The 12,590-nt window shown below is 71.4% G+C and carries 10 protein-coding genes; all 10 read right to left on the minus strand.

What is annotated here, in order from left to right:
• Positions 1–45: 45 nt before the first annotated feature.
• A complete protein-coding gene (locus tag C6376_RS14620) occupies positions 46–945 on the minus strand; it encodes a DUF4429 domain-containing protein (RefSeq protein WP_107443818.1) in 900 nt (299 codons plus the stop codon).
• Between the two features lie 70 nt (positions 946–1,015).
• Positions 1,016–2,785 (minus strand): IucA/IucC family siderophore biosynthesis protein, encoded by a 1,770-nt coding sequence (locus C6376_RS14625; RefSeq protein WP_107443819.1) that lies wholly within the window; start codon positions 2,783–2,785, stop codon positions 1,016–1,018.
• Complete coding sequence (locus tag C6376_RS14630; RefSeq protein WP_107443820.1) at positions 2,782–3,342, minus strand: GNAT family N-acetyltransferase; 561 nt, start codon at positions 3,340–3,342, stop codon at positions 2,782–2,784. Before C6376_RS14630 ends, C6376_RS14625 begins: the two co-directional genes overlap by 4 nt.
• Positions 3,339–4,622, minus strand: a complete 1,284-nt coding sequence (locus C6376_RS14635; protein WP_107443821.1) for a lysine N(6)-hydroxylase/L-ornithine N(5)-oxygenase family protein — start codon at positions 4,620–4,622, stop codon at positions 3,339–3,341. The genes C6376_RS14630 and C6376_RS14635 overlap by 4 nt, the downstream gene beginning before the upstream one ends.
• Positions 4,606–6,048: a lysine decarboxylase DesA gene (gene desA / locus C6376_RS14640; protein ID WP_107443822.1), complete on the minus strand. Its 1,443-nt coding sequence runs from the start codon at positions 6,046–6,048 to the stop codon at positions 4,606–4,608. The genes C6376_RS14635 and desA overlap by 17 nt, the downstream gene beginning before the upstream one ends.
• A gap of 178 nt (positions 6,049–6,226) precedes the next feature.
• Positions 6,227–7,048 carry a siderophore-interacting protein gene (locus C6376_RS14645; protein WP_107443823.1) on the minus strand — a complete coding sequence of 274 codons (822 nt, stop codon included), beginning with the start codon at positions 7,046–7,048 and terminating at the stop codon, positions 6,227–6,229.
• 63 nt (positions 7,049–7,111) lie between these two features.
• Entirely contained in the window at positions 7,112–8,161 is a 1,050-nt protein-coding gene (locus C6376_RS14650) for an ABC transporter substrate-binding protein (protein ID WP_107443824.1), read from the minus strand.
• Positions 8,162–8,520: 359 nt separating this feature from the next.
• Complete coding sequence (locus C6376_RS14655; RefSeq protein WP_107443825.1) at positions 8,521–9,681, minus strand: acyl-CoA dehydrogenase family protein; 1,161 nt, start codon at positions 9,679–9,681, stop codon at positions 8,521–8,523.
• A 7-nt stretch (positions 9,682–9,688) separates the two neighbouring features.
• The gene (locus tag C6376_RS14660; protein ID WP_107443826.1) at positions 9,689–10,636 is read right to left on the minus strand and encodes a hydroxymethylglutaryl-CoA lyase; all 948 of its coding nucleotides are present in this window, start codon (positions 10,634–10,636) and stop codon (positions 9,689–9,691) included.
• On the minus strand, positions 10,633–12,585 hold the full coding sequence (locus tag C6376_RS14665; RefSeq protein ID WP_107443827.1) for an acetyl-CoA carboxylase biotin carboxylase subunit: 1,953 nt from the start codon (positions 12,583–12,585) through the stop codon (positions 10,633–10,635). Before C6376_RS14665 ends, C6376_RS14660 begins: the two co-directional genes overlap by 4 nt.
• Positions 12,586–12,590 lie beyond the last annotated feature (5 nt).

Consider the following 12,590-nt stretch of genomic DNA (forward strand, 5'->3'; position numbering starts at 1 on the left):
GACGTCCACCCGCACGCCCACGCCGGCCGGCGGTCCTCGTCCGCGTCACATGCGGTGCAGGACCGCCTGCTTGGCCAGCGCGAACTCGTCGTCCGTCAGCACGCCGTCGCGGTGCAGCTCACCGAGCTCGCGCAGCCGACGCAGCAGGGCGTCGTGGTCGTGGCCGGGCGCGGGGGAGGGCACAGCCCCCGACGGCAGGCCCGGCGCCAGGGACGCGGACGGCGGCGGCGCCTCCTCGGGGACGGCGGCCGGGTGGGGCAGCCGGGCCTGCACGGCCGCGGCGACGAGCGCCATCAGGGGGTCCTTCTTGAAGCCCCACAGTTCCACGGCGTTGGGGTCGTACTTGGCCGGCGCCTTCGTCGGCGCGTGCCGCAGCCGGAAACGCAGGCAACCGTTCTCGAGACCGACCGCGGGCTGCCACTCCACGCCCTCGATATCGGCGACGCCGATACTGCGGGCGCCGGCCGAGGCCTTGGACTCCTCCGTCTTCCAGTTCCACTCCAGGCGCACCCGTTCACCGTCGAAGCTCGCGGTGCCGTCGCCGGCGGAGACCGACAGGGGCACGGAGGGGCCGGGCAGCAGATAGGCGTCCACCGGGCCGGCCGGGACCCCGTCGAGCAGCAGCGCCCGGCGCACCTCGTCCACCAGGTACTCGGCGACGCCGTACCGGTCGGACTCGACGCTCAGCTGGTAAGGATCGTGCGGTTCGGTCAGCCGGCCGCCGGTCGACTGCAGCAGGGGGTCCGCGCCGTCGCGCAGCCGCAGTCTGAGCCGTCCGGCCTTCTTGCCCTGCTCGAACGAGACGCCGGCCAACGCGCCCAGGGGGACGGTCAGTTCGCCCAGCGTCCGGCGGAGCAGGCTGACGTTCCTGTCCCGGCCCGGGGTCAGCCGCAGGGCGTCGCCGTCGAAGACCCAGGTTCCGTCTCGCTGGATGATTTCCGCCATGGGGGGATTCTTCCAAACACGGCGACGGGCGCCCCCGGGGACCGTACCCGTCGGGCGCCCGTCGCCTCGATCAGAACCCCGCGACGGGATTTCTCAGGGTGCCGATCAGCTGGAGGGCGCCCGACGGGTCCGCGAGGTCCACCATCTGCCGGTTGTCGCGCAGCTGGAGCCGGTTGAGGCAGGACAGGGCGAACTCGGGGGCGAACATGTCGTACTGGCGGAACCTGTCGGCCAGTACGGGGTGCGCGCCCTGGTAGGCGTGGGTGACCTCGGCGACCGTGCGCCAGAAGTCGTCCTCCGCCAGGATCCCCTCGTCGGCCAGGCCGGCGGCGAGGAAGCGGAAGAAGCAGTCGAAGACGTCCGTGAAGACGGACAGCAGCTTCGTGTCGTCGGGCACCTCGACGCGGATGCGCCGGACCTCGGGCGGCAGCACCGCGTCCGGGTCCAGGACGGCGATCTCCTCGGCGATGTCCTTGTAGACCGCCCGCTGCACGACACCGTCCCTGAGCACCAGGATCGTGTTCTCGCCATGCGGCATGAAGACCAGGTCGTAGGCGTAGAAACAGTGCAGCAGCGGTGTGTAGTACGCCTCCAGGTAGGCGCGCAGCCACTCGGTGGGGCGCAGGCCGGACCGCTCGATCAGTACGCCGGCCGCCGACCTGCCCTCGTGGTCGACGTGGAGCAGGGCGGCCATGGTCGCGAGCGACTCGCCGTCCCGGAGGGAGGGGACGGGGCTCTCGCGCCACAGCGCGGCCAGCATCTTGCGGTACGGCGAGTAGCGGTCCGTGGCGGCCTCGTACTCCAGGTGCCGGTAGCCGACGGCCGCCCGCTCCCGGATGATCGACAGGCCGCTCGACTTCAGTACGGGGTCGTTGTCGATGAGCTGCGCCAGCCAGTCGTTGATGGCCGGGGTCGCCTCCATGTAGGCGGCCGACAGCCCCCGCATGAAGCCCATGTTGAGCACGGACAGGGCCGTCTTGACGTAGTGCTTCTCGGGGTGGGACCGGTTGAAGAACGTCCGGATGGACTGCTGTGCCAGGTACTCGTCGTCGCCCTCGCCCAGACACACCAGGTTCCCGCGGGCGATCTCGGCCGCGAAGGTGACGGAGAGCTTGTTCCACCACTGCCAGGGGTGGACGGGGATGAGGAGGTAGTCGGACGGGTCCAGGCTCCGCTCGCGCAGGATCGCGTCGAACCGCTCGACCGTCTCCTCGCCCAGTTCCTCGCGCACGAACGACTCGTACGTGATCCCGGCGCCCGCGGTGAACGCGGCCCGTGAGCGGTGGGCCGCCAGCCACACCAGGCGGACCGGGCTCGCCGTCTCCGGGGCGTACGACAGGTACTCGTGGACGCCGAAGCCGAGCCGCCCGTTGTTGGCGACGAAGCACGGGTGGCCCTCGGTCATCCCGGTCTCGATGGCCTGGAAGCCGCCGCCGACCAGTTCCGCCGACGTGAGCGGCGGTTTGGCCAGCTTGAAGCAGGTGCTGGACAGGGTCGAGGAGATCTCCTCCAGATAGACCGGCAGGATCGCGTCGCTGAGGCCCAGCGTCTTCTGCAGTTCGATGAAGAAGTCCAGTGCCTCCAGCTGGAGTTCGGCCCCCTCGCGGCTGCGGGTGATCGACCCGGCGTCCACCTGCCAGTGGTCCAGGGCGCGCCGGACGGCGGTGAACCGGTAGGCCGTCAGCCCGTCGTCGCTGCGCACGACGTACCGGCCGTCCTGCTCCTCGGGGGTGATCAGGCGTTCGTGCGCGAACTCCGCGAGGGCCTTGCGGACGAGCAGGCGGTTGGCCTTCGCCCAGCGCTCGGGGGAGAGGTGGGTCACGGCGTCGGTGAGGCTCATGCCGTCACCCCCGTGGCCGCGGTGAACTGTTCGCGGGTGCAGAAGCTCAGCAGCGCCCGCTTCTCCGGCTTCTGGATCTCCCGCTCGGGCACGAACCCGACGGCCTCGTTCAGCGCGTGCACGGCCTTGTTGGACACGTCCGGCTCGACGACGACGCGGGCGATGGCCGGGTCCTCGAAGAGACGGGCCATGACGGCGGTGATGACGGCGCGCGTGAACCCGTGCACGGGCCGGTCGGTGGGGGCGACCAGGAAGTGCATGCCGACGTCCCCGGGCCGCGGCTCGTACAGGCCGACCAGCTCCCGGTGGCGGGGGTCGTAGTACTCCATGAGGAACGCGGGCTCGCCGTCGTGCAGGCCGAGCAGCACGTGGTGGTGCTCGTCGGCCGCGATCTCCATGTAGGCCCGCTCGACGTCGACGAGTCGCGCGTCCTGCATCATCCAGTAGGCGGCCTTGGGATGCGTCACCCAGCGGTGCAGCAGCTCGGCGTCCCGGAGGGGGTCGAGGGGGCGGAAGGCCGGCCGGCCGACGGCGGCCGTGGCGGTGACGGTGCTCATACGCCGAACTCCTGGAACGCGATGCTCTTCTCGACGGGGTAGTACTCGCTGCCGAGCAGCTCGCGGATGATGCAGCTGTTGCGGTAAGGGCCCATGCCGAGGTCGGGCGAGGTGACGCTGTGCGCGTGCACGCCCGCGTTCTGCAGGAACACGCCCCGGCCGGTGATGTCGACGGCGTAGTTGCGGCCGACGTCGAAGTTGCCCCGGGAGTCGTGACGCAGTCTGTCCCGGACCGGCGCGAGGAACTCCGGCTCGGCGTACCGGTAACCGGTGGCCAGGACGAGCCCCTGCGAGGTCAGCTCGAAGTCCTTGCCCTGCTCCTCCTGGCGGAAGGACAGCCTGTAGGCGCCGTCGGCGTGGGCCGCGCCGGTGAGCGAGGAGTTGGTCAGCAGCCGGGTGGGCACCGGGCCGCCGAGGTTCTTGCGGTAGAGCAGGTCGAAGATCTCGTTGACGAGCTCGCCGTCGATGCCCTTGAACAGGCCCTTCTGCTCGGCCGCGAGCCGGTAGCGGGTCTGCTCCGGCAGCTCGTGGAAGTAGTCGACGTACTCGGGGGAGGTCATCTCCAGCGTGAGCTTGGTGTACTCGAGCGGGAAGAAGCGTGGGGAGCGGGTGACCCAGTTCAGCCGGTAGCCGTGGACGTCGATCTCGCTGAGCAGGTCGTAGTAGATCTCGGCGGCCGACTGGCCCGAGCCGACCAGCGTGATCGACTCCTTCTTCTGCAGCTCGGCTCTGTGCTCGAGGTAGCGCGAGTTGTGCGTGAAGTCGCCGCCCAGTCCCGCGCAGGCCTCCGGGACGTACGGGGGCGTGCCGGTGCCGAGGACGAGGTGACGGGCGCGGAACTCCTCGCCGGCGGTCGTCCGCACGACGTACAGCTCGTCCTCGTAGGTCACCTCGGCGACGGTCGTGGAGAACCGCACGCTGCTCAGCTGGTCGGCGGCCCAGCGGCAGTAGTCGTCGTACTCGACGCGCAGCGGGTAGAAGTTCTCGCGGATGTAGAACGAGTAGAGCCGGCCCTTCTCCTTCAGGTAGTTCAGGAAGGAGTACGGGGAGGTCGGGTCGGCCAGGGTGACCAGGTCCGACATGAACGGGGTCTGCAGGTGGGCGCCGTCCAGGAACATTCCGGAGTGCCACTCGAAGTGCGGCTTGGACTCCAGGAAGACGCCGTCGAGCGCGTCGATCGGCTCGGTCAGGCAGGCGAGGCCGAGGTTGAACGGGCCGAGCCCGATGCCCACGAAGTCGTGGGTCCGGGTCACGGGGGCGGGTTCAGGAAGCGCGGTCAAGGGAGTCTCCCAGGTACTGCTCGGCGTGGCCGGCGATCAGGTCGAGGACGGCCGTGATGTCGTCGGCCGTCGTCTCGGGGTTGAGCAGGGTGAACTTCAGGTAGTGGCGGGCGCCGACCTTGGTGCCCGCGACCACGGCGTCTCCGGAGGCGAAAAGGGCCTTGCGGGCGTGGAGGTTGGCCCGGTCGATCTCGGCCGGGTCGGTGACGGCGGCGGGGACGTAGCGGAAGACGAGGGTGGAGAGCGACGGCTGGACCACGACGTCGTAGCGCGGGTCGGCGGCCAGCAGGTCGAAGCCCTCGGCGGCCAGGTCGCAGACCTCGTCGAAGAGCCGGCCGATGCCGTCGGCGCCCATGGTGCGCAGGGTCATCCACAGTTTGAGCGCGTCGAACCGGCGGGTGGTCTGGAGGGACTTGTCGACCTGGTTGGGGATGCGTTCGTCCACCATGCGGCGCGGGTTGAGGTACTCGGCGTGGTAGGTGGCGTGGCGCAGCGTGGCCGCGTCCCGCACCAGCACGGCGGACGAACTCACGGGCTGGAAGAAGGACTTGTGGTAGTCGACGGTGACGGAGTCGGCGCGCTCGATGCCGTCGATCCGGTCCCGGTGCTTCACGGAGGCGAGCAGCCCGCAGCCGTAGGCGGCGTCGACGTGCATCCAAGCGCCGAACTGCTGGCACAGTTCGGCGATCTCGGGAAGCGGGTCGATCGAGCCGAAGTCGGTGGTGCCGGCGGTGGCGACGACGGCCATCGGGACGAGTCCGTCCCGCTTGCAGCGCTCCAGCTCGTGGGCGAGCGCGACCGTCTGCATGCGCTTGTCGTGGTCGACGGGGACGGAGACCACCGCGTCCGGCTCGAGGCCCAGCAGCTTGGCGGACTTCCGCACGCTGAAATGGCTGACGTCGGAGGCGAAGACGCGCAGTTTCGCCGGGGAGTCCGACTTCGCCTCCTCGCGGGCGAGCAGCAGGGCCTGGAGGTTGGACTGGCTGCCGCCGGAGGTGAACACGCCGTCGGCGGCGGGCCCGAGGCCGATGCGGGCGGTCGTCCAGTCGATCAGCCTGCGCTCGATGAGGGTGGCGCCCGCCGACTGGTCCCAGGTGTCCAGGGAGGAGTTGACGGCGGACAGCACCGCCTCGCCGAGGACGGCGGGGATCACGACCGGGCAGTTGAGGTGGGCGAGATAGCGGGGGTGGTGGAAGTAGACCGCGTCGCGGAGGTAGACCTCCTCCAGCTCGTCCAGCACGGCGGTGGTGTCGCCCAGCGGCCGGTCGAGGTCGATCGCGTCGATGCGGGGTGCGAGGGCGTCGACCGTGATGCCGGTGAACGGCCGCTCGGTGGAGGCCAGTTTGGCGGCGACCCGCTCTACTCCTTCGGTCACGGAGCGGCGGTACTGCTCAGCGGTCGTGTCATTGAGCAGGTGCGAGCGCATGGGTGGGGTCCTCCGGGGGTGGGGACGGGGTCCGCGGGTGGACGGCGAAAGGCGGAGCAGGAGATTCAACTTAAGTTAGCCTAACCTAAGTTAACTGATCTTGGTCATGCCTGTGCCGTGACCGTGATCACGTCCGTGCGTGCGGCAACTGCCCGCGGGGGCACGGCGGTCGGGGCGCCTACTCCGCCTCGCGGAGCTGTTCCTCGCTCATGCCCCGGCGCCAGTACCCGACGAAGGTGATGCGCCGCCGGTCGATGCCGCGCTCCTGGACGAAGTGCCGCCGCAGCGCCTTCACGCACCCCGACTCGCCCGCGATCCAGACGTACGGACGTTCGGTGGCCGGGAGCCGGGTGGCGCGCACGGCGTCGACGGAGCCCTCCCCGGTCACCCAGGTGACCTCGGCGTCGGCGACCGTCGCCAACTCCGCCACGTTCCCCGCGTCGTGCGTCTCCAGCCACACCCGGGCGCGTTGCCCGGCCGGCAGGGACTCCAGGATCGAGGCGACGGCCGGAAGGGCGCTCTCGTCACCCCACAGCAGCACCAGATCGGTGTCGTGCGGCGGCCGGAATCGGATCGCCCGGTTGTCGGCCACGGCCGGGCCCAGCAGGACGACCCGGTCCCCGGCGGCCGCCCGGGAGGCCCAGGCGGAGGCGGGGCCGGCCGGGGTGTGCAGCACGAAGTCGATGTCGATCTCCCGGGTGCGGCCGAGCGCGTCGCGGCGCAGGGCGCGCAGGGTGTACGACCGCATCACCGCCCTTACCCCGTCGGGCAGTTCACGCCAGGCCTGCCACCATCCGTCGCCCAGCTCGAAGGGCACGGCGGGCGCGTCCTGCCCCGGGTGGGGCAGGAACAGCGACAGCGACTGGTCGCGCCCGTCGGAGAGGAAGTGCCGCAGATCCTCCCCGGCGAAGGTGACCCGCACGAGCGACGACCCGAGGCGGCGGGCGCGCACGACCTGGAGGGGGAAGAACCGGAAGGGTGCGGCGACGGCGGTGGTCACGGGGGTGCTCCTGTGGGCGGGGGGAGGGGTGGCTCACCTGCTTTCGCCCGAGCCACCCGGGGGTCAGGAAACCTTCTTCGCCTTCTCCAGTGCGGCGGCGAGGTTCTCCAGCAGCGGCACGCACTTGTCGTATGACAGGATCGGCTCGGGCGAGCGCGCGATGACCTGACCGGCCTGCACCGCGGGCAGCTTCTTCCAGGTCGCCTCGGTGATGTCGGCGGGCTGGACCGTCGAGGAGCGGTCGTCCATCATGATGATGTCGGCCGGGTACTTGTCGACGTTCTCCCAGCTCAGCGACTCGTACCAGCCGCCGCCCTGGGCCTTGGCGCTCTCCGGCGGCTCGACGAGGTTCACGCCGAGGGACTTGAAGTACTCCAGGTCGACGGAGAGGTTGCTGCCGGAGACGTAGAACAGCTCGGCGCTCGCGGAACCGGCCATCACCTTGATCTCGGGCTTGGCCTTGGCGGCGGCGCGCAGCCGGGCGGCGGCGGCCTCGAACTTCTTCTTCGCGTCGGTGACCGCGGCCGCCGTCATGTCGGCGCCGAGCGACTCGGCCAGCTCCCACACGCGCTGCAGCGGAGCGGTCAGCAGGCGGTCGTAGACCGAGATGCCGACGCTCGGGGCGAGCTTCGCGATCTTGTCCTTGGAGGCTTCGGGGACGTACCAGAGGGTGCCTGCGTTGTCGAACATCGTGGAGATGAGGACGTCGGGCGCGAGGGCCGCGTACTTCTCGACGTTGAACTCGTCCCAGACGTTGCCGAGGACCGTCACCTTGCTGACGTCCATGTCGCCGGCCTGGACGTCCGCCTTGCCCGCGGCGGTCTTCGTCGGGCCGAAGACGCCCTTGACCTGGATCCCGTAGTCGAAGAGGGCGGCGGCGACGCCGGTGAAGGCGACGATGTTCGCGGGGATCGCGTCCAGCTTCACCGTGGTGCCGCGGTCGTCCTTGAAGCTCCAGGGGCCGGACTTGGCAGAGGCGCTCGCCGACGACCCGGAGCCCGTGCTCTTCGCGTCGTCGTTCCCGCAGGCTGCGAGCGCGGCGCCGAGGCCGAGGGCGCCACCGGCGGCGAGGATGCCGCGGCGGGAGGGGCGGGCGACTCTGACGTTGGACATGTCTCTGGCTACTTTCGAACGGGGTGGATCACCCGAGGACGATTCGAATGTAGGTTAGCCTAACCTCATCTGATGTCCAGAAGGTGGCCCCGGGGTGCGGGGCGCCGGGAGCGCTTCCCGTCCGTCGCCCGTGCGCGGCCTGGGTATCGAAGGCGAAGAGGGCGTCAGGTGGGTGGACCGGGTGCGGTCCGGCCGTTCGCCCCGTGAAGCCAAGAACGGCGCGGCGGCCTCGTGGTCTGTCCACGAGGCCGCCGCAGCAGGGGAGTTGTCCGACACGGGAGCATGCCGGGCGCGGAGGGCAGGGCCACTTCCGGCCATCACCGCACGCGACGCGCGCCCGGGAGTCCGGCCCCGCCGGATCAGTCCGTCAGGCCCAACTCGCGGGCGATCAGCATCCGCTGGACCTCGCTCGTGCCCTCGCCGATCTCCAGGATCTTGGAGTCGCGCCACATCCGCGCCACCGGGTACTCGTTCATGAAGCCGTAACCGCCGTGCACCTGCGTGGCGTCCCGGGCGTTGTCGACGGCGATCGTCGACGAGTACAGCTTCGCCAGCGCGGCCTCCTTCTTGAAGGGCTCGCCGGCCACCAGCCGTGACGCCGCGTCCCGCCAGGCGAGACGGGCCGTGTGGGCCTTCATCTCCATGTCGGCGATCTTGAACTGGATGGCCTGGTTGGCGCCGATCGGACGGCCGAACGCGTGCCGTTGCTTCGCGTACCTCACCGACTCGTCCACGCAGCCCTGGGCGAGTCCGGTCGCCAGCGCGGCGATGGCGATGCGCCCCTCGTCGAGGATCCGCAGGAACTGCGCATACCCGCGGCCCTCCTCGCCCAGCAGGTTCGCCGCCGGGACGCGCACGTCGGAGAAGGACAGCTCACGGGTGTCGGAGGCGTTCCAGCCGACCTTCGAGTACGGGCTCGCGACGGTGAAGCCCGGCGTGCCGGACGGCACGATGATCGCCGAGATCAGCGGCCTGCCGTCCGGCTTGCGCCCGGTCACCGCCGTGACGGTGACCAGCCCGGTGATGTCCGTGCCCGAGTTGGTGATGAAGCACTTGGAACCGTTGATGACCCATTCGTCCGTGTCGGGGTCGAGACGGGCCGTCGTGCGCGTCGCGCCCGCGTCCGAGCCGCCGTCCGGCTCGGTCAGCCCGAACGCGCCCAGGATCTCCCCGGAGCACAGGCGCGGCAGCCACTCCCGCTTCTGCTCCGGCGTGCCGAAGAGATGGATCGGCATGGCGCCCAGCGAGACGCCCGCCTCCAGGGTGATCGCCACCGACGAGTCGACCCGCGCCAGCTCCTCCAGCACGAGGCCGAGGGCGAGGTAGTCGCCGCCCATGCCGCCGTGCTCCTCCGGGAACGGCAGCCCGAACAGGCCCATGCGGCCCATCTGGCGGACGATCTCGTACGGGAACTCGTGCCGCTCGTAGAAGTCGCCGATCTTGGGCGCGACGACGTCGTGCGCGAACTCCTCGACGGTGCGGCGGAGTTCCTCGAGTTCGGGGGAGAGACGGTGGTCCATGTCGGGGTCACTGCTCCTTGTGGGGCTGTGTCGTGTTACCGAGGGCTCGTACGGTGCGGGACGGGCTGGGTCGGCCCAGGTGGCCGGCCATCCACTCGCTCGTGGCGACGAGACGGCCGAGGTCGACCCCGGTGTCGATGCCGAGGCCCTGCAGCATCCACACGAGGTCTTCGGTGGCGAGGTTTCCGGTGGCGGACTTTGCGTACGGGCAGCCGCCGAGACCGCCCGCCGACGCGTCGACGGTGGTGACGCCGTGCCGGAGCGCGGCGAGGGTGTTGGCGAGCGCCTGCCCGTAGGTGTCGTGGAAGTGCACGCCGAGCGCGCCGGTGGGCACGCCCTGTTCGTTCAGCGCGGTCAGCAGCGCCCCGACGTGGCCCGGGGTCGCGACCCCGATGGTGTCGCCCAGGCTCAGCTCGTCGCAGCCCTGGTCGAGCAGGGCGCGGCAGACCCGCACGACCTGCTCGACCGGCACCGCGCCCTCCCACGGATCGCCGAAGCACATGGAGAGATAGCCGCGCACATGCACGCCCTCGGCCCTGGCGCGGGTCACCACCGGTTCGAACATGGCCAGCGCCTCGTCCATCGTGCGGTTGAGGTTGGCCTTGGCGAAGGACTCGGTGGCGCTGGCGAAGACGGCGACCCGGCGGGCGCCCAGGGCGAGCGCGCGGTCGAGTCCGCGTTCGTTCGGCACGAGCACCGGCAGGGCCGCGTCCACGTCGTCCAGCAGTGGGAACAGCTGCTCGGCGTCCGCGAGTTGGGGCACCCACTTCGGGTGGACGAAGCTGGTGGCCTCGATGGTGGTGAGGCCCGCGGAGGCGAGGCGGTGCACGAACTCGGCCTTGACGGCCGTCGGGACGGTCGTCTTCTCGTTCTGCAGTCCGTCGCGTGCGCCGACCTCGTGGACGCGCACCCGGGCCGGCAGGCCCGGGTCCGGCACGACCATGGGGAGTGTCATCGCTCCTCCTTCGCCGGGACGGCGGCCGGGTCGGCGGCCGGGGCGATGACGGCGAGCACCTGGTCCATGGCGACCGTCGAGCCCGGCGACACGTCGAGCTCGGCGACCGTGCCGGCGTGCGGGGCGGAGATGACGTGCTCCATCTTCATCGCCTCCACCACCAGCAGGCTCTGGCCGGCGGCCACCTCGTCGCCGACGGCCACCTTGACGACCGTCACCGTGCCCGGCATGGGAGCGGTGAGCGAGTCGGCGCCCGCGTGGGCGCCCCCGGTGAGCGAGGCGGCGACCGGGTCGTGGTCGCGTACGTGCCAGGCGTCGCCGTCGCGCCCGAGCCAGTCGGCGGCGCGGTGGAAGGTGTGCCGGACGCCGTCCAGCGTCACCGACACCCGGTCGCCGGCGACGGAGTGCGTGCCGCGCGGGGTGTGCGCGACGGGGTCGGTGACCCGCAGGTGGAAGGCGGGGGGCCGGGCGGCGCCGCCCAGCCGCCAGCCGCTGGGCACCGAGAACGGGTCGACCCAGCCGTCGCCGGCCGGGCGCAGGGCGTCGAGCCGTACCGCCGCCGCGGCCTCGTACACCGCCTCCGGCACTTCGGTGGAGACGAGCGCCTCCGCCTCCCGCTCCACCAGCCCCGTGTCCAGATCGCCCGCCACGACCGCCGGATGCGCCAGCAGCCGCCGCAGGAACCCGGCATTGGTCTGCACGCCCAGCGTGACCGTCTGAGCCAGGGCCGCACGCAGCCTGCGCAGCGCGGTCTCCCGGTCCGGGCCGTAGGCGATCACCTTGGACAGCATGGGGTCGTAGAGGCTGCCGACCTCGGCGCCCTCGCTGAGCCCGGAGTCGGTGCGCACGCCGTCGCCCTGCGGCTCGTGCAGCCTGAGCACCGTGCCGCCGGACGGCAGGAAGCCGCGCGCGGGGTCCTCGGCGCAGATCCGCGCCTCCACCGCGTGCCCGGTCAGCCGGACGTCCTGCTGGCCGAAGGCCAGCGGCTCGCCGGCCGCCGCCCGCAGCTGCCACTCCACCAGGTCGAGGCCGGTGACCAGTTCGGTGACCGGGTGCTCCACCTGGAGGCGGGTGTTCATCTCCATGAAGTAGTACGCCGACGGGTCGTCGCCCGGCACGATGAACTCCACCGTGCCCGCGCCCCGGTAGCCGCACGAGCGCGCCGCCTGTACGGCCGCCTCGCCCATCGACGCGCGCGTGGCCTCGTCGAGCAGGACGCTCGGCGCCTCCTCGACGATCTTCTGGTGCCGGCGCTGCAGCGAGCACTCGCGCTCGCCGAGGTGCACCACGTTGCCGTGGGCGTCGGCCAGGACCTGGATCTCGATGTGCCGGGGGCGGTCGATCCACCGCTCGACGAGGAGCGTGTCGTCGCCGAAGGAGGCGCGGGCCTCGCGGCGGGCGGCCGCGATCTCCTCGGCCAGCGCCGCGGTGTCCCGCACCAGCCGCATGCCCTTGCCGCCGCCGCCGGCGCTCGGCTTCAGCAGCACGGGCACGCCGATCTCGAGGGCGGCGGCGATCAGCTGGTCGTCCGTCAGGCCGCTGCCGCTCGATCCCGGCACCACCGGGACCCCGGCCTCCCGCACGGTGGCCTTGGCCCGGATCTTGTCGCCCATCAGGGCGATGGCCTCGGCGGGCGGCCCGATGAAGACCAGTCCGGCGTCGGCGCAGGCACGCGCGAAGCCGGCGTTCTCGGCCAGGAAGCCGTACCCCGGGTGGACGGCCCGGGCGCCGGTCCGCGCGGCCGCCTCCAGCAGCCGCTCGACGGACAGATAGCTGTCGGCGGCGGGCGGCGGTCCGATCCGTACGGCCGTGTCCGCCTCCCGGACGTGCCGGGCGTCCGCGTCGGCGTCGGAGAAGACCGCCACCGAGCGCACGCCCATGGCACGCAGCGTGCGGATGACGCGGACGGCGATCTCGCCCCGGTTGGCCACGAGCACTGTGTCAAACATGAAGT

The organism is Streptomyces sp. P3 (assembly GCF_003032475.1).
Lineage (GTDB): Bacteria > Actinomycetota > Actinomycetes > Streptomycetales > Streptomycetaceae > Streptomyces.